Source organism: Streptomyces sp. NPDC090025 (genome assembly GCF_044748125.1).
In the GTDB taxonomy this organism is placed as follows: Bacteria; Actinomycetota; Actinomycetes; order Streptomycetales; family Streptomycetaceae; genus Streptomyces.
Genome location: NZ_JBIVFL010000003.1, coordinates 496,002 through 512,052, shown reverse-complemented (window position 1 = coordinate 512,052; position 16,051 = coordinate 496,002). Strand labels below are relative to the sequence as shown.

Sequence of the window (16,051 nt, the reverse complement as noted above, 5' to 3'; positions counted from 1 at the left end):
GCCGGGTCGACCGGCGTTCGCCCCTGGTCAGGTGATCCGGTGCTCCCAGCGCAGGGACGGCGCCTGGTCGATCCAGTACCGGTGGGACGCGGGCGTCACACGGAGTCGTACGGAGTCGATCTCCGGTGTCCCGGCGTCCTGCCAGGCGACGAGCGAACGTTCCACGTCGTCCCACAGGGCCACCGGGCCGCCTTGGCGGACGGTCCAGTTCTCGCCGTCGACGAGGAACTCGGCGAACGACTCCCGCTCCGGATCGAACAGGTACCGCAGCGGTGAGCCGTCGCCGTTCGTCGCGCGGACGAACTGGGCGCCGGGCGCCGCCAACTGAGCAAGGAAGGCGGGCATCCATTCCTCGAGGACGAGGGGGGACACCAGAACGTGTCGCTCGCTGTCGGCGTACGCGGTCCGGGCGGAGAGATCGCCCGCCACGGGGGCCACTGCCTGGGCCCGCGCCTGCATGAAGGAGGAGCGCCCGATGATCGAGCCCTCGGCGGTGCCGTCCTCGCCGACCGCTAGCTTCGCGAGGCCGGTTCCCCACGGCCACGAGCCGACCGTGCCGAGGACGACGCCCCCGGGTCTCGTCTGCCTGATCCACGCGTACGGGATGCGGCGGACCGCGCAGGTGGCGATGACCCGGTCGTACGGCGCTCGGTACGGGTGGCCGAGGAGCCCGTCACCCGTCACCGTCCACGTCGAGAAGCCGACGGCTTCGAGGGCGGTATCGGCGCGTGCGGCCACCTGTGCGTCGACCTCGACCGTGGCAACGTCGTCCTCGCCGAGGTAGTGGCACATCAGGGCGGTGGAGTAGCCGGTGCCCGTACCGATCTCCAGGACCCGGTGGCCCGTCGCGAGGTCAAGCGCCTCGATCATGCCGACGACGGTGGCCGGGTCGGTCGAGGATGACGTGGGCACGCCCGCGACGGGTTCGTCGGTCTGGTCGGCGGTGAGGTGGCCGTCGAGCTGGGTGGTGAGGGTGTCGACGCTGTACGCGGTCTTCAGCCACTCGTCCGGATCCATGCCTGCGGCGGTGACGGGCCGCCAGGCCCGCCCCTCGTCCAGGAACACTCCCGGGTGGAGGAACCGCTCGCGGGGGACGGCCTCGACGGCCGCACACAGCCAGGGCGATTTCAGGACGCCTTCGTTCGCGAGCGCTTTCGCCATGCGGTGTCGCTCGGATGCCGGATCGGTCATCGGTGATCTCCTTGTGCGAGTATGTCGGCGAAGGCAGCGGACATCGGGAGGCCGGTCTCGGTCTCCAACCACCCCCACTGTCCGTTGGGATTCAGTTCCAGCCACCAGTAGTCCCCTGCACGGTCGACCGCGAGGTCGAAGCTTCCCGATACCAGATCCAGCTGGTCCAGGTAGGCGTGCAGCCCCCTGACCACCCGGTCGGGCAGGTGCTTCACGGTGTAGGTCAGGGCGCTGTAATCCTTGCGCCAGTCCAGGAGGTCGGAGTCGATGCGTACGGCGAACGTATGCCGACCTACGAGCAGTACGCGAACGTCGGCGGCCTTGTCCACGCGAGCCTGGAACAGATGGGGCGCGACCCGAACGCTCTCGTCGATCTCCTCGGCGTTGACGGGGGCGGCCCATCCCGTCACCGGCACGCCGTCACGCGTGTAGGGGGTCCATCGCAGCGTCTTGAAGATCGCCTGCCCCTGGGCGTGGACGAACTCGCGTGCCTCGACCGGGTCGTTGGTGACAAGGGTGGACGGGATGGTGAAACCGAGCTGCTGGGCAAGAGCGAGCTGCGCGGGTTTGTAGTCGGCGGCGGCAACGCGCAGGGGGGGGCAGGCGGATGGCCGTCGGGTAGGGCGCGAGTCGGCCCGCACCCCACGGCCGCGTGGGGAAGGGGAGTGCGACAGAGGCGGTCATGAGACTCCTTGGGTTGAAGGACGTGGTGCGGGAATCGGCCTGCGCCAGGGGCGCGGACGGCGATCTGCGGCCCGCGGGCGACTCAGGGGCGCGCGGTCGAGCGGCGTGCGACCAGTGAACGACGATCCGTTACCTTCTCCCAGAGCGGACCTCGCGCAATCCCCAGGCGTTTCCCGGGCGTTGGTGCGTGGCGGGCACGAGTGCATGAAAGGGTTCTCGTGAAGGGAGACCTATGACGTCGAGGCGTGAGCACCTTGCGGAACGGCGCGTGGCACGGGGTTACTCTCAGGAGGAATTCGCAGAAGCGCTCTCGGTGGCCGCGTCCACCGTGGTCCGTTGGGAAAGTGGTCGCGCCACCCCGCGTCCCCACCAACGGCCGGCGATCGCTGAGCTGTTGGGAGTGACCCTCTCCGAGCTGGAAGCCCTTCTCTCCGACGAACGGTCGGTTGAGACAGCCGGTACCTCCGCTGCTCCACTCCTCCTCCATGGTGATGATGACGACATGAAGCGTCGCGAAGTCCTGGGTCTGCTCGCCGTCACGGGTGCGCTGATCGCTCTTCCCGATCCCGGTGAGGCCGCCAGAGGGCGGGTGGTGCCGTCACTCCTGGAGACGGGCGATGCCCTGCACCGCAGTCTCTGGCAGGTCTACGCGCTGTCGGACGCCAAGCAGGTCGTCTTCCCTGCGGTGCGCGCGCAGCTCGATGTGATGACGAAGGGACTCACCGAGTCCCGTACCGCTGTGGAGCGGTCCCGATTGTGTCGGATGGCGGCCGACGTCTACCAGCTCGTCGGCGAGCTGTTCTTCGACGCCAACCGGTACACGGACGCCGCGCAGTGCTACACCCTGGCCGCCAACGCGGCCCACGCCGGTGGAGACCACGACCTGTGGGCCTGTGCCATGACCCGCCACGCGTACGTCGAGCTGTACGCACGCCGCGCGCACGCTGCTCAGCCCCTGCCCTCGGCCGCTTCCCGCATCGCGCGGAGGGGCGACGGAGCTCTCTCCACCCGCCACTGGGTCGCGGCCGTCCAAGCGCAGGCGTACGCGGCCGTGGGCGATCTCGACGCGTGCAACCGGGCTCTTGACGAAGCCGAGAAAGTGCACACCCTCGACGGCGCTCATTCCGGCAACGGCGGCTGGCTCCGCTTCGACGGCTCCCGCCTGGCGGAGGAGAGAGGGGCCTGCTACCTCCAACTGGGCCGCCCTGACCTCGCCGAGGAAGCGCTCACCGCAGCCCTTGCCCAGCCTCTGTCGTTGCGTCGCCGCGCCGCCGTTCTGAGCGACCTCGCCGTGCTCGGGGTGCACAGGCTGGACATCGACCAGGTTGTGCACTACGCGGAGCAGGCTCTCGGTCTGGCCGACCGGTCCCACTCGGGATTCATCGGCAAGAAGCTGGACGGGCTTCGAGGGCGTCTTGCCCCGCTGATGTCCGATGACCGAGTCTCGACTCTTGATCACCGAATCGCGGCGCTTCCGCGCACCGCATGACGAGAGGGGCACGCGCATGAACGACGGCCGGATCTTCCGCGAGGCGTGGATCGACGGTGTGAACAAGCACTATCCCGGCGAGCCCAAGCCCGGCTACGTCACGCCGTGGGACGAGACGCCGGAGTGGGAGCGCGAAGCCGCCGCCGCCGTGTACGGGCAGGTGCGCGACTTCATCGGGGTCAGCGGCGGGCATGCGGCGCGGCTCACCCGGGAGCAGAAGGGCCGGTTTGTCGCGATCTGCTGGACGGCTCAGATGTTCAGGCACTTCGAGGACCCGAAGCCCGGATATGTCGCCGACTGGTCCGACCTGCCGGTCTGGCAGCGGGAGACGGACGCGGACATCTTCGAACGTATCGAGCGGACCGTCTGATCGATCTCAGGTGTGGCGGCGTCCCCGTCCGGTGCAGGCGGATCCGGGCGGGGGTGCCTTGTCGCGTGGCCATCGACGTAGCCGCGGAGGCGGCATCCCCGTACGTTCACGCAGTCCGCCCGTCGCTACGATGCACGCGTTCCACGACGTGTTGATCCGAGGGGGATCCGTGACCACCTTCAGCGGTCTGCCGCGCAGTGTCGAGAGCGCCACCCGTGAGGAGATCGAGGCGGCCGCCGCCCGTCGGATCCCCGCGCATCAGACCGTCACCCTTGAAGGCGAGTGGTACGTGCTCGTCGGCGGAGCCCTGTACTACGCCCGCGAGCTGATCGAGGACGTGACGGGTGTCCGGGACGTCGTGCGGGCCCGGAAGCACCTGTTCCACACCCTTGGGTTCCCCGTCTTCGCGCTGGCCGACGCCCGCATGATCGACGACGGCCACCCCCGGCACACCCGCCCCGCCTGACCCCTCCGCCGCGAGGGCGGCCGGCCCCACTCACTCCTTCCCCGCCTCGCCCAGCGACCTGCGCGCCACCCGCTCCACGTGCCCCTCGAACACCTCCGCCGCGTCCGGCGTCAGGGTGCGCAGGGCGACCATCGCCGTGATGATCACGTCGCAGAGTTCGGACTCGACGTCCTGCCAGGTGTGGGTGGTGCCCTTGCGGGGGTTCTGGCCGGTGGCGCCGATGACCGCCTGGGCGGTTTCGCCGATCTCCTCGGAGAGTTTGAGGACGCGGAGCAGGATCTCCTCGCCGCGCGGCAGGTCCTGGTGGGCGCCGAGCCAGGTGTGGAGGCGGGTGATGGTGGGCCATACGGAGTCGGTCATGAGGGGCAGCCTGCCAGCCGGGCGCGTCGGCGCGCTCCGGGGGCGGCGGGCGCGGTACCGGTAGGGCATGACCCTTCCCGTGGCACAGCTCAGCGACCCCGTCGTCCGCGCCTTCGTGACCGCCCTCAACGCCAACGACCGCCCGGCGTTCACCGCGCTCCTCACCGCGGACGCCACCATGTCCGACGACGGCACCGACCGGAACCTCCAGGAGTGGACCGACCGGGAGGTGTTCTCCTCGAACGGCCGGATGGACATCGAGAGCGAGTCCGACGGCGGCCGCGCGCTCGTCGCCACCTACACCAACGACACCTGGGGATCGATGCGCACCGCCTGGCGGTTCACCGTCGAAGGCGACCGGATCTCCCGCTTCGAGACCGGGCAGGCGTAGCTCCTCGGAGCCCGGCCCCAGGGCGGCGGGGCCGAAGGGCCCCGTGGGCCCTCAGCCCCGCCCGATGTACGGCATCGTCGTCGCCATCACCGTCGCGAACTGCACGTTCGCCTCCAGCGGCAGCCCCGCCATGTGCACCACCGTCGCCGCCACGTCCGCCGCGTCCATCACCGGCTCCACCGCCGTGCTGCCGTCCGCCTGCAGAATGCCGGCCTGCATCCGGGCCGTCATGTCCGTCGCCGCGTTGCCGATGTCGATCTGACCGCACGCGATCCGGTACGGACGGCCGTCCAGCGACAGTGACTTGGTCAGGCCCGTCATCGCGTGCTTCGTCGCCGTGTACGCGATCGAGTGCGGCCGCGGCACATGCGCCGAGATCGAGCCGTTGTTGATGATCCGGCCGCCCCGCGGGTCCTGCTCCTTCATCGCCCGGAACGCCGCCTGAGCGCACAGGAACGCGCCCGTCAGGTTGACGTCCACCACCGCGCGCCAGGTCTCCGGGTCCAGTTCGTCGACCGGCACCCCGCCGCCCGCGAACGTACCCGCGTTGTTGAACAGCAGGTCGACCCGGCCGAACCGGGCCCGTACCGCCGTGAACAGGTCCGCCACCCGCTCGGCCGAGGTGACGTCCGTCGGCACGCACAGGGCCGCCGCCGGGTCGGCGAACTCCGCCGCCGTCTCCGTCAGGGTCTCCGCCCTGCGGCCCGCGAGCGCCACCGACCAGCCCGCCGCCGCGAGGGCCCGCGCCACGCTCCGGCCGATGCCCGAACCGGCTCCCGTCACCACCGCGACCCGGCCGTTCGCCCTGGTGTCGCCGCCTGTGTTCCCGCTGCTCATGGGCCCGCAGCGTACGGCAGCGGAGGCCCCGCGAACTCATCCGTCCGACACATGGACGTCCTGTATGTGACAACGTGCGGTCGTTCCACCGCCCTGTAATTCGGAAGCACAACATCCGTCAGGGGAGGGGAACATGCCCGCCGCACTCACGTATGTCGACGAACTCCGCGCCGCCGCCCGACACTTGGGCCGCCGCCGGTTCCTCACCACCACCGGCGCCGCCGCCGCGCTCGCCTTCGCCGTCAACCTTCCGGCCGCCGGAGCACTCGCCGCCGCCGAACTCGACCCCCGCCGCATCACCAGCGACCCGTTCACCCTCGGGGTGGCCTCCGGCGACCCGCTGCCCGAGTCCGTCCTGCTGTGGACGCGCCTCGCGCCCCGCCCGTACGAGCCCTCCGGCGGACTGCCCACCGGCCTGCGGGTCGCCGTGGTCTGGGAGCTGGCCCAGGACGAGCGCTTCACCCGGGGCGTGCGCCGCGGCACCGTCACCGCCCACCCCGAGTTCGCCCACACCGTCCGCGTCGAGGTCGGCGGACTCGCCCCCGGCAGCGGCTGGTTCTACCGCTTCCGGGCCGGCTCCTGGGTCAGCCGGGTCGGCCGGACCCGCACCGCGCCCGCGCCCGGCGCCCGCAACACCCGGCTGAAGCTCGCCGCCGTCTCCTGCCAGGCGTACCCGGACGGCTACTTCACCGCCCACCGGCACCTCGCCCGCGAGGACCTGGACGTGGTCTTCCACCTCGGCGACTACATCTACGAGTACCCCATCGACTCCACCGCCGCCGACCGCCACTACAAGCCCGGCACGATCCCCGCCGTCTTCAACCGCGAGACGTTCACCCTCGACGACTACCGGCTGCGCTACGCCCTCTACAAGTCGGACCCCGACCTGATCGCCGCGCACGCCGCCCACCCCTTCGTCGTCACCTGGGACGACCACGAGGCCGAGGACAACTACGCCGGGGCGGTCTCGCAGGAGAACGTGCCGCCGGAGGAGTTCCTGATCCGCCGCGCCGCCGCCTACCGCGCCTACTGGGAGAACCAGCCGCTGCGCGTGCCCCAGCAGCCCACCGGCCCCGACATGCGGCTCTACCGGCGGCTCAGCTTCGGCACGCTCGCCCAGTTCGACATCCTCGACACCCGCCAGTACCGCTCCGACCAGGCGTACGGCGACGGCTGGCAGTCCCCGGGCCCGCTCATCGACGACCCCCGGCGCACCCTCACCGGCGCCGCCCAGGAACGCTGGCTCATCGACGGCTGGCGGCACTCCCGCGCCCGCTGGAACGTCGTCCCGCAGCAGGTCATGTTCGCCGAGCGGCGCACCCTGCCGACCGCGAACTACAAGCTGAACATGGACGGCTGGGACGGCTACCGGGCCTCCCGGCAGCGGATCCTCGCCGGAGCCGCCGCCACCGGCATCCAGAACCTGCTCGTGCTCACCGGCGACGTCCACGTCGCCTTCGCCTGCGACATCAAGGCCGACTTCCGCGACCGCGCGTCCAGGACCGTCGGCAGCGAGATCGTCACCACCTCGATCTCCAGCGGCCGCGACGGCGCCGACAAGCCCGGCAACCACGCCACCCTGCTCCAGGCCAACCCGCACATGAAGTTCTACAACGGCCGCCGCGGCTACGTCACCGTCACCCTCGCCCCCGACAGCGCCCGTGCCGACTTCCGTACCGTCTCCGCCGTCACCACCCCCGGCGCGCCCGTGCGGACCGCAGCGTCGTTCGTCACCAGGGCCGGAAGGCCCGGACTCATTCCCGCCTGACCCGCCTACCATCGGGGAGAGGATTCAATCGAACGGAGCATCGATGCGGGAGCGCGGTGGGGCGGCCGCCCAGGGCACCACGGACACCACGGACACCAGGGACATCACCAAGGACGCCACGAGGGACGCCGCGAGCGACACCGCACAGAGCACCGCACAGCGCACCGCGAAAGCCACCGCGCCCGGCGGCGCGCCCGGCGGCGCGGCGCCCGCCGGTGTCCCGGGCGGGGCGGTCACGGCCCGCCGGGTCGGGCTGCTCACCACCCTCGTCCTCGGCGGACTCACCGCCCTGCCGCCGCTCTCCATGGACATGTACCTGCCGGCCCTGCCGGAGGTCACCCAGGCGCTCCACGCCCCCGCCGCCACCGTCCAGCTCACCCTGACCGCCTGCCTCGCCGGCATGGCGCTCGGCCAGCTCGTCGTCGGCCCCATGAGCGACAAGTGGGGCCGCCGGCGCCCGCTGCTCATCGGCATGATCGTGTACGTCCTCGCCACCGCCGTCTGCGCGCTCGCCCCGTCCGCCGGACTCCTGGTCGGCTTCCGGCTGCTCCAGGGCCTCGCCGGAGCGGCCGGCATCGTCATCGCGCGGGCCGTGGTCCGCGACCTGTACGACGGCGTCGAGATGGCCCGGTTCTTCTCCACCCTCATGCTGATATCCGGCGTCGCACCGATCGTCGCGCCGCTGATCGGCGGCCAGATCCTGCGGATCACCGACTGGCGGGGCGTCTTCCACGTCCTCACCGTCGTCGGCATCGTCCTCACCCTGGTCGTCTGGCGCTTCCTCGGCGAGACCCTGCCGCCCGAACGCCGCCACACCGGCGGCGTCGGCGAAGCCCTGCGCACCATGCGCGGACTGCTCGCCGACCGGGTCTTCACCGGCTACATGCTCACCGGCGGACTCGCCTTCGCCGTCCTCTTCGCCTACATCTCCGCCTCGCCGTTCGTCGTCCAGGAGATCTACGGCGCCTCCCCGCAGACCTTCAGCCTGCTCTTCGGCGTCAACTCGGTCGGCCTGGTCGCGGTCGGCCAGATCAACGGCAAGCTGCTCGTCGGCCGGGTCAGCCTCGACAAGGTCCTCGGCTTCGGCCTCGCCGTCATCCTGCTCGCCTCGGTCGCGCTGCTCCTGATGACCACCGGCGTCTTCGGCGAACCCGGCCTGCTGCCGATCGCCGCCGGGCTCTTCGTGCTGATGTCGGCGATGGGCCTGGCCATGCCCAACACCAACGCCCAGGCCCTGATGCGCACCCCGCACGCCGCCGGGTCCGCCTCCGCGCTGCTCGGCACCTCGTCCTTCCTGATCGGCGCCGTCGCCTCCCCGCTGGTCGGCATCGCGGGCGAGACCACCGCCGTCCCGATGGCCGTCGTGCAGACCGGCTGCGCGGTCGCCGCCGTCGGCTGCTTCCTGCTGCTCTGCCGCCCCTGGCAGACCGGCCGGGCCAGGTCGAGCCAGGGCCTGTCGGGCGGCGCCTAAAATAGGGCGGTGAACGCCTCCCACCCCTCCGCCGACGCCACCACCCTGCGCGCCGCGCTCGGCGCCGTACTCGACGGGCTTCCGCCGCGGCAGGCCACCCAGGCCGTCGAGCGGCTGATCGCCAACTACCGGGGGGCCACCCCGACGCACGCGCCGGTGCTGCGCGACCGGTCCGACGTCGCCGCCTACGCCGCCTACCGGATGCCCGCCACCTTCGAGGCCGTACGGGCCGCCCTGTACGCCCTCGCGGACGCGGCGCCCGACTGGACCCCGGCCGGGCACACCGACGTCGGCGGCGGCACCGGCGCCGCCGCCTGGGCGGCCGCCGAGGTCTGGCGGGGCGCGCCCCGCACCACCGTGCTCGACTGGGCCGAACCCGCGCTCGCCATCGGCGCCGAACTCGCCCGCGGGGTCGTCGAGGCCGACTGGCGCCGCGAGCGGATCGGCGCGGCCCTGCGACTGCCCGAATCCGACCTGGTCACCGTCTCGTACGTGCTGAACGAGCTCACCGAGGCCGACCGCGCCGCGCTCGTCACCGAGGCCGCCCGGGTCGCGCGGGCCGTGGTCATCGTGGAGCCCGGCACCCCCGACGGCTACGCCCGGGTCATCGAGGCCCGCACCCGGCTGACCGAGGCGGGCTTCACCGTCGCCGCGCCCTGCCCGCACAGCGGCGCCTGCCCGATCGTGCCCGGCAGCGACTGGTGCCACTTCGCGGCCCGGGTCAGCCGTTCCTCGCTGCACCGGCAGGTGAAGGGCGGCTCGCTGCCGTACGAGGACGAGAAGTACGCGTACGTGGCGGCCGCCCGCTTCCCGGTCGAGCCCGCGCCCGCCCGGGTCGTCCGCAAGCCGCAGATCCGCAAGGGCCTGGTGCAGCTCGAACTGTGCGGCCCCGACGGGCTCGCCAAGGAGAACGTCAGCAAGCGTCACGGGCCCCGGTACAAGCAGGCCCGTGACGTGGAGTGGGGCGACGCCTGGGCGGGCCCCACCGAGGACGAGGGACAGGGATAGGGATAGGGAGAGGGAGAGGGCCTAGGGGCGCAGCTCCTGGGTGCAGCACTTCACGCTGCCGCCGCCCTTGAGCAGTTCCCCGAGGTCCATCCCGACCGGCTCGAAGCCGCGGTCCCGCAGCGGTCCGAACAGGCCCACCGCGGCCTGCGGGAGCAGCACGTGCCGGCCGTCGCTGACCGCGTTCAGGCCGAGCACGGCGGCGTCCCCGGCCCCGACGAGCAGCGCGTCGGGGAACAGCCGCCGCAGCACCGCGCGGCTGCCCGGCGAGAAGGCGTCCGGGTGGTACATGACCTCGTCCGCCGCGTCGTCCAGGACGCACAGCGCGGTGTCCAGGTGGTAGTAGCGCGGGTCGACCAGTTCGAGGCCGATCACCGGGCGGCCGAAGAACTCCTGGGCCTCGCCGTGCGACAGCGGGCTTGAGCGGAAGCCCTGGCCCGCCAGGATCCAGGACGCGGTGACCGCGAAGTCGCCCTCGCCCTCGTTGACGTGGTCGGGCACCCGCAGGTCGGCGTCCGGGTAACCGTTCCTGCGGAACCAGTCGACATGGGCGGCCGCCTCGCCGTGCCGCTCGGGGTGGGCGAAGCGGGCGCCGAGCACCCGGCCGCCGACGACGGTCGCGCCGTTCGCCGCGTAGACCATGTCGGGCAGCCCGGGGACCGGGTCGAGCAGTTCGACGGTGTGGCCGAGCGCGCGGTAGCGGTCGCGCAGGTCCTCCCACTGCGCGAGGGCGAGCGGCAGGTCCACCGGTTTCGTGGGGTCCATCCAGGGGTTGATGGAGTACGTGACCTGGAAGTGCGCGGGTGGGCACATCAGGTAACGGCGGGGCGAGGCCTCGCGCGAAGTGGGGCGCAAAGAGGGCTCCTCTACGGTCGCAGAGCAGGTGGTGCGGGTCGTGAGCCCATGGTCCGCTCTCCCGGTGCCGTGCGCAGTGGACCGTTCGGGTGGTTCGGATGAAGAGCGGGCCGCGGGAGGGGGCCACGGGGGGGCACGGGTGGGGGCCACGGGAGGGGCCGGTACCCGCGTGCCGCCGGGCGCCCGCCCGAGGCGAGACGCCACGTCTCGCCCCTGCTAGATTGAGCCTCATGCCCGACACCCCGGCCCCCACCGCCCCGGCCCCCACCCCGGCCACCGCGCCCACCGCTCCCGGAGAGCCCGCCGCCAAGGCGCCCGACGCCTCCCGCCGCAGCGAGCGCTCCCGCCGCGCCATCTACGCCGCCGCCCTCGATCTGGTCTCCGAGCAGGGCTACGCGCGCACCACCGTCGAGGGCATCGCCGCCCGCGCGGGCGTCGGCAAGCAGACCATCTACCGCTGGTGGCCCACCAACTCCAAGGGCGCGGTCCTCCTGGAGGCGTTCCTCGACCTCGCCGACCAGGCCGGAGAGGCGATCGGGGCCGAGCCGGGAAGTGAGATCCCCGACACCGGCGATCTCGCCGCCGACCTCAAGTTCGTGCTCCGCGCCATCGTCGACGAGTTCACCGACCCCACCTACGACCGCCCCAGCCGCGCGCTCGCCGCCGAGGGGATCGTCGACCCGGTGCTCGGCGCCGAGTTCACCGCCAAGCTCCTGGAACCCCAGCTGGCCCTGTTCGCGCGCCGCATCGAGGCCGCTCAGGCGGCCGGGCAGGTGGATCCGGAGGCCGACCCGCGGATCGCCCTGGAGCTGCTCGTCGGCCCGCTCCACCACCGCTGGCTGCACCGCACCCTGCCGCTCACCCACGCCTACGCCGACAGCCTCGTCGACCACGTGCTGCGCGGTCTCCTGGTGCGGAACTGAGACCCGGTTCCCGACTCCGGTCACCCGGGGCGCAGGATGGTGGGACCATGGAAAGCCGACCGGGCGAGCATGAGGTGTGAGGGGATAGATGGGCGACGGTATCGGCCGCTACCGCGGCACGGAGAGCAAACTCGCACAGTGGCTGCGCAGGCGCCCCAAGCGGACCGCGGCCGACGACGAGAACGACCGCGAGAAGTCCCTCCTGGCCGTCGCCGCGGCGGGGATGCCCGTCGCCCCCGCCGCGTACCCCGTCGGCTACCGCTGTTCCTGTGAGCGGATCGGCTGTCCCACCCCGGCCCGCCACCCGGTCTCCTTCGCCTGGCAGACCCAGTCGACCACCGACCGGGCGCAGATCGAGCGCTGGGCGCGCAACCAGCCCGAGGCCAACTTCATCACCGCCACCGGCATGGTCCACGACGTCCTCGACGTGCCCCTCGCGGCCGGCCGCGCCGCCCTCGACCGGCTCCTCGGCGAGGGCGTCGACGTCGGTCCTGTCGTCGTCTCCGACGCCGCCGAGGACCGCCACGACGCCGGCCGGATGCTGTTCTTCACCGCCACCCGGGGCACCCCCGAGGACGAGGACGAGTGGTGGCCCTGCGAGCTGGACTGCCATCCGGAGACCATGGACGAGCATCCGGGCCTGCGCTGGCACTGCCGCGGCTCCTATGTGCTGGTGCCGCCGTCCCGGCTCCCCGGTGACGAGGGCAGCCAGCCGATGCTCTCCTGGCTGCGCGGCCCCGAGCACCCGCTGCCCGAGCCGCTGAACCTCCTGGAGGCGCTCACCGAGGCATGCGCCAGGCACGCCGCCGCCCAGACCGAGCAGGGCACGCCCACCGACCACGAGATCGCCTGGCGCTGAGGCTCCCGTACGGGTGTACGGGCACGGGACCGGGACCGGGTGGCCTCGCGCCGCCTCGGGCCCGTACGCCGGGCCCCGCCCGTACTTCGGCCCGTACGACAGCCGACCCGCGGCTGTGCGACCGGGCTCACGACCCCTCGGCCGCCGTCACGCCCTGCAGTCTGCTCAGGATCTGCACCCGGCCCACCGGGGGCCCGCCCGCGGGCTTCACCAGGGCCGCCTGGCTGGACACCCAGCGCTTGGTGACGGTGCTCTTGATCTCGCCCGTCATCAGCGCCCGCACCTCGGCGCCCACCTTCGGCCGGTAGCCGGGCGCCGCCGTCTGCCGCTCGAAGTAGCGGGTGGCGAAGAAGACGAGGGCGCCGCCGTCCTTCGTGGCGAGCGCCAGCGGGGCGAAGTCGCCGCGGCTGTCCGGCTGGTCGACGAACTGGGTGACCAGACCCGGCCGGTTCGCGGACTTGGCGCGGCTCGCGCGCCAGCCGGTGGTGTGCGGGCCCGGGGCGAACGGCCCCTCCCGCCCGTCCTTCAGGAACGCCGTGTACCGCTCGCCGAGGTCCTTCGGGGCCACCGCGAGCGAGGCCCCGGACTTCCCGTCCGCGGCGACCGGCACCGCGTACCCCTGCTCCTCCTCGAAGGCGGGCACCTGGTCCGGGGACAGCGTCGCCAGATAGGCGACCTCCCACCCGTCCTGCGCGCTGTCGCGCACGAACAGGAGCAGCCAGCGGGTGTCCTCAGGGCCGCTGTCGACATCGCGGTTGGAGTCGGTGTCGGCGACGAACCAGCGCGGCCAGCCCGCCTTGCGGGGGATCGCGAAGCGGGCGTCGGTGAGTTCGAGCGGCCGGTGGTTCTTGTTGCCGCCGGGGGAGGTGATCCGGCGGGCCTTCAGACCCGCCTGGTTGATCTCGCCGAGCGGTCCGGTGACCTGGTCCGCGTCGAGTGCCGGGTCGTACGCCTTGTCGGCGCGGTTGTAGGCGTCGGTGAAGTCCTTGACGGCCTGGGCGGCCTCGGTCTTCCCGACGGCGGGTATCAGCTCCCGCTCGCCGTGCACGGTGACGCAGCCGCTCGCGGTGAGCGCGAGAACGGCCGCCGCGGCCACCGCGCCGAGGGCACGCGCCCGCGTGCCCCTCGTCCGGGCGGTGTCAGCCGGACGTCCCGGCCCGGTCCGCCCCGGCCTCAGCCTTCTCATCGGTCTCGGTCGCCTTCTGCTTTGCCACCCGCTCGGACGTCCCCGACCCTACCGGGGCCAGGAAGATCACGAGCGTGGGGATCAGATACAGCGCCCACACCGTGATCTGAACGACCGTCGGGTTCGGCTGGAAGTTGAACACGCCCTTGAGCAGCGTCCCGTACCAGCTGTCCGGCGGGATCGTCGCGGAGATGTCGAACGCCTTGTTCTCCAGGCCGCCGATGAAGCGGGCCTCCTGGAGGTCGTGGACGCCGTACGCGAGGACGCCCGCGGCGACCACGACCAGCATGCCGCCGGTCCAGGTGAAGAACTTCGCCAGGTTGATCTTCAGCGCGCCCCGGTAGAACAGCCAGCCGAGCAGCACCGCCGTGAGCAGGCCGAGCACCACGCCGATGAGCGGGGCGTACGAGCCGTCCGACGAGGCGCGCACCGACGCCCACACGAACAGGGCGGTCTCCAGGCCCTCGCGGCCCACCGCGAGGAACGCGGTCGCCACCAGCGCCCCGGTGCCCATCCGCAGGGCCGCGTCCAGCTTGCCGTGCAGCTCCGCCTTCAAGTGGCGGGCGGTGCGCCGCATCCAGAAGACCATCCAGGTCACCAGGACCACGGCGAGGATCGACAGCGAGCCGCCGAGCAGTTCCTGCGCCTCGAAGGTCAGCTCCTGGGAGCCGAATTCGAGGGCGGCGCCGAACGCCAGGGCGATGCCGACGGCGATGCCGATGCCGATCCAGATCGGCCGCAGCGCGTCCCGGCGGCCCGTCTTCACCAGGTAGGCGATGAGGATGCAGACGACGAGGCTCGCCTCGAGTCCTTCGCGCAGGCCGATCAGATAGTTCCCGAACACGTCGGACTCCTTACTTCACTTCGTCTTACGGGTCGCCGTGCGGGTCACGAGAAGAGCGCCCGGCCCCACCAGTCGTCCTTGTCGCGGACGCCCGGGGGGATCGCGAAGATCGCCGAACCGACGTGCTGGGTGTACTCGTTGAGCGCGTCCATGCGGGCCAGCGAGGTCTGTACCGGGATGAAGCCGGTACGGACGTCCTTCTGGTACGCGAGGAAGAACAGGCCCGCCTCCAGGCGGCCGAGGCCGTCGGTGCCGTCCGTGAAGGAGTAGCCGCGGCGCAGGATGGTGGCCCCGCCGTTGGTGTCGGGGTGCGCGAGGCGCACGTGCGAGTCCGGCTTCATGGCCTTCAGGAACGGCTCGTCGTGCTCCTTGGCCTTGCCGACCGGGGCGCCGTCCTTCTTGTCGCGGCCGAAGATGTCCTCCTGCTCGGCCAGCGGGGTGCGGTCCCAGGTCTCGATGTTCATCCGGATCCGGCGGGCGACCAGGTAGGAGCCGCCGTCCAGCCAGGCCGCGGGGCCCGCGGCGGCCTGGCCCGACACCCACACGTGCTGGTCGAGGCGGGCGGTGTCGGTGCCCGCGATGTTGCGGGTGCCGTCCTTGAAGCCGAACAGGTTGCGCGGGGTCTGGGCGTCCGGGGTGGTCGACGAGGTCTTGCCGAAGCCGAGCTGCGACCAGCGCACCGCGACCTTGCCGAAGCCGATCCTGGCCAGGTTGCGGATGGCGTGCACGGCGACCTGCGGGTCGTCCGCGCACGCCTGGACGCACAGGTCGCCGCCGCTGCGGGCCGGGTCCAGGTTGTCGCCGGGGAACCTGGGCAGGTCCACCAGGCCGGCGGGCCGCTTCCCGGCGAGCCCGAAGCGGCCGTCGAACAGCGAGGGCCCGAAGCCGATGGTGAGGGTGAGCCGGGACGGCTTGAGGCCGAGTGCCTCGCCGGTGTCGTCCGGCGGGGCCTCCGGCAGTCCGCCGTACGCGCCTTCGCCGACCTCGCCGCCCGCGGTCATCCGCTCGGCGGCCCGGGTCCAGTCCTTCAGGAGCTGCACCAGCTCGGCGCGGTCCTTCGTCTTCACGTCGAACGCGGCGAAGTGCAGCCGGTCCTGGACGGCGGTGGCGATGCCGGCCTGGTGGGTGCCGTGGAAGGGGACCGCGCCGCCGGAGTCGGCGACCGGCTCGGTGGCGTCCTCCCGGCCGCGGGCGAGCGCGACCGCGCCGCCGGCCGCGGCGGCGCCGAGGGCGAGCCCGGCACCGCCCCAGCCGATGACCGCCCGGCGGGAGGGCGCGGGGCCCTCGGGCCGGGCGGCGTCCGTGGCCCCGCCGGTGGGCGGGGTGTCCGTCGTCGGGTGCTGCTCGGTCAT

General features: G+C 72.4%; 16 protein-coding genes and 1 pseudogene. 9 read left to right on the top strand and 8 right to left on the bottom strand.

The window, feature by feature from the left end; genetic code table 11:
* Positions 1 to 27: 27 nt before the first annotated feature.
* Complete coding sequence (tgmC, locus tag ACIPXM_RS11630; protein WP_401654568.1) at positions 28 to 1,191, bottom strand: ATP-grasp peptide maturase system methyltransferase; 1,164 nt, start codon at positions 1,189 to 1,191, stop codon at positions 28 to 30.
* Positions 1,188 to 1,787, bottom strand: a pseudogene (locus tag ACIPXM_RS11625) (ATP-grasp ribosomal peptide maturase); the annotation flags it as partial. The gene tgmC and the pseudogene ACIPXM_RS11625, both read right to left, overlap by 4 nt.
* A gap of 320 nt (positions 1,788 to 2,107) precedes the next feature.
* Here ACIPXM_RS11625 and ACIPXM_RS11620 point away from each other — a divergent pair.
* The 3 genes from ACIPXM_RS11620 to ACIPXM_RS11610 all read left to right on the top strand — a co-directional run bounded on the left by ACIPXM_RS11620 (position 2,108) and on the right by ACIPXM_RS11610 (position 4,200).
* Positions 2,108 to 3,364, top strand: a complete 1,257-nt coding sequence (locus ACIPXM_RS11620; protein WP_401654566.1) for a helix-turn-helix transcriptional regulator — start codon at positions 2,108 to 2,110, stop codon at positions 3,362 to 3,364.
* A gap of 16 nt (positions 3,365 to 3,380) precedes the next feature.
* The gene (locus ACIPXM_RS11615; protein ID WP_401654806.1) at positions 3,381 to 3,734 is read left to right on the top strand and encodes a hypothetical protein; all 354 of its coding nucleotides are present in this window, start codon (positions 3,381 to 3,383) and stop codon (positions 3,732 to 3,734) included.
* Positions 3,735 to 3,903: 169 nt separating this feature from the next.
* Positions 3,904 to 4,200: a hypothetical protein gene (locus ACIPXM_RS11610; RefSeq protein WP_401654564.1), complete on the top strand. Its 297-nt coding sequence runs from the start codon at positions 3,904 to 3,906 to the stop codon at positions 4,198 to 4,200.
* 30 nt (positions 4,201 to 4,230) lie between these two features.
* Here the strand turns inward: ACIPXM_RS11610 and ACIPXM_RS11605 are convergent, their stop codons facing one another.
* Positions 4,231 to 4,560 (bottom strand): MazG-like family protein, encoded by a 330-nt coding sequence (locus ACIPXM_RS11605; RefSeq protein WP_401654562.1) that lies wholly within the window; start codon positions 4,558 to 4,560, stop codon positions 4,231 to 4,233.
* 67 nt (positions 4,561 to 4,627) lie between these two features.
* On the opposite strand from ACIPXM_RS11605, the gene ACIPXM_RS11600 reads away from it, so the two are divergent.
* On the top strand, positions 4,628 to 4,951 hold the full coding sequence (locus tag ACIPXM_RS11600; protein ID WP_401654560.1) for a nuclear transport factor 2 family protein: 324 nt from the start codon (positions 4,628 to 4,630) through the stop codon (positions 4,949 to 4,951).
* A 51-nt stretch (positions 4,952 to 5,002) separates the two neighbouring features.
* On the opposite strand, the gene ACIPXM_RS11595 is transcribed toward ACIPXM_RS11600, so the two are convergent.
* Positions 5,003 to 5,788 (bottom strand): SDR family oxidoreductase, encoded by a 786-nt coding sequence (locus ACIPXM_RS11595; RefSeq protein ID WP_401654558.1) that lies wholly within the window; start codon positions 5,786 to 5,788, stop codon positions 5,003 to 5,005.
* Between the two features lie 133 nt (positions 5,789 to 5,921).
* On the opposite strand from ACIPXM_RS11595, the gene ACIPXM_RS11590 reads away from it, so the two are divergent.
* Genes ACIPXM_RS11590 through ACIPXM_RS11580 form a run of 3 tightly spaced genes read left to right on the top strand, consistent with a single transcriptional unit; the run spans position 5,922 to position 10,035 of the window.
* Positions 5,922 to 7,556, top strand: a complete 1,635-nt coding sequence (locus ACIPXM_RS11590; protein ID WP_401654555.1) for an alkaline phosphatase D family protein — start codon at positions 5,922 to 5,924, stop codon at positions 7,554 to 7,556.
* Between the two features lie 43 nt (positions 7,557 to 7,599).
* On the top strand, positions 7,600 to 9,027 hold the full coding sequence (locus tag ACIPXM_RS11585; protein WP_401654553.1) for a Bcr/CflA family multidrug efflux MFS transporter: 1,428 nt from the start codon (positions 7,600 to 7,602) through the stop codon (positions 9,025 to 9,027).
* Between the two features lie 9 nt (positions 9,028 to 9,036).
* Entirely contained in the window at positions 9,037 to 10,035 is a 999-nt protein-coding gene (locus ACIPXM_RS11580) for a small ribosomal subunit Rsm22 family protein (protein ID WP_401654550.1), read from the top strand.
* 21 nt (positions 10,036 to 10,056) lie between these two features.
* Here the strand turns inward: ACIPXM_RS11580 and ddaH are convergent, their stop codons facing one another.
* Positions 10,057 to 10,887 carry a dimethylargininase gene (gene ddaH, locus ACIPXM_RS11575; protein WP_401654548.1) on the bottom strand — a complete coding sequence of 277 codons (831 nt, stop codon included), beginning with the start codon at positions 10,885 to 10,887 and terminating at the stop codon, positions 10,057 to 10,059.
* A 230-nt stretch (positions 10,888 to 11,117) separates the two neighbouring features.
* Between ddaH and ACIPXM_RS11570 the strand changes: the two genes are divergently transcribed.
* Positions 11,118 to 11,810: a TetR/AcrR family transcriptional regulator gene (locus tag ACIPXM_RS11570; protein ID WP_401654546.1), complete on the top strand. Its 693-nt coding sequence runs from the start codon at positions 11,118 to 11,120 to the stop codon at positions 11,808 to 11,810.
* Between the two features lie 88 nt (positions 11,811 to 11,898).
* Positions 11,899 to 12,669 carry a bifunctional DNA primase/polymerase gene (locus ACIPXM_RS11565; protein ID WP_401654544.1) on the top strand — a complete coding sequence of 257 codons (771 nt, stop codon included), beginning with the start codon at positions 11,899 to 11,901 and terminating at the stop codon, positions 12,667 to 12,669.
* A 127-nt stretch (positions 12,670 to 12,796) separates the two neighbouring features.
* Here the strand turns inward: ACIPXM_RS11565 and ACIPXM_RS11560 are convergent, their stop codons facing one another.
* Genes ACIPXM_RS11560 through efeB form a run of 3 tightly spaced genes read right to left on the bottom strand, consistent with a single transcriptional unit; the run spans position 12,797 to position 16,051 of the window.
* Positions 12,797 to 13,855: a hypothetical protein gene (locus ACIPXM_RS11560; RefSeq protein WP_401654542.1), complete on the bottom strand. Its 1,059-nt coding sequence runs from the start codon at positions 13,853 to 13,855 to the stop codon at positions 12,797 to 12,799.
* Positions 13,809 to 14,699: an iron uptake transporter permease EfeU gene (gene efeU / locus ACIPXM_RS11555; protein WP_401654540.1), complete on the bottom strand. Its 891-nt coding sequence runs from the start codon at positions 14,697 to 14,699 to the stop codon at positions 13,809 to 13,811. The genes ACIPXM_RS11560 and efeU overlap by 47 nt, the downstream gene beginning before the upstream one ends.
* A 44-nt stretch (positions 14,700 to 14,743) precedes the next feature.
* Positions 14,744 to 16,051 (bottom strand): iron uptake transporter deferrochelatase/peroxidase subunit, encoded by a 1,308-nt coding sequence (gene efeB / locus ACIPXM_RS11550; protein WP_401654538.1) that lies wholly within the window; start codon positions 16,049 to 16,051, stop codon positions 14,744 to 14,746.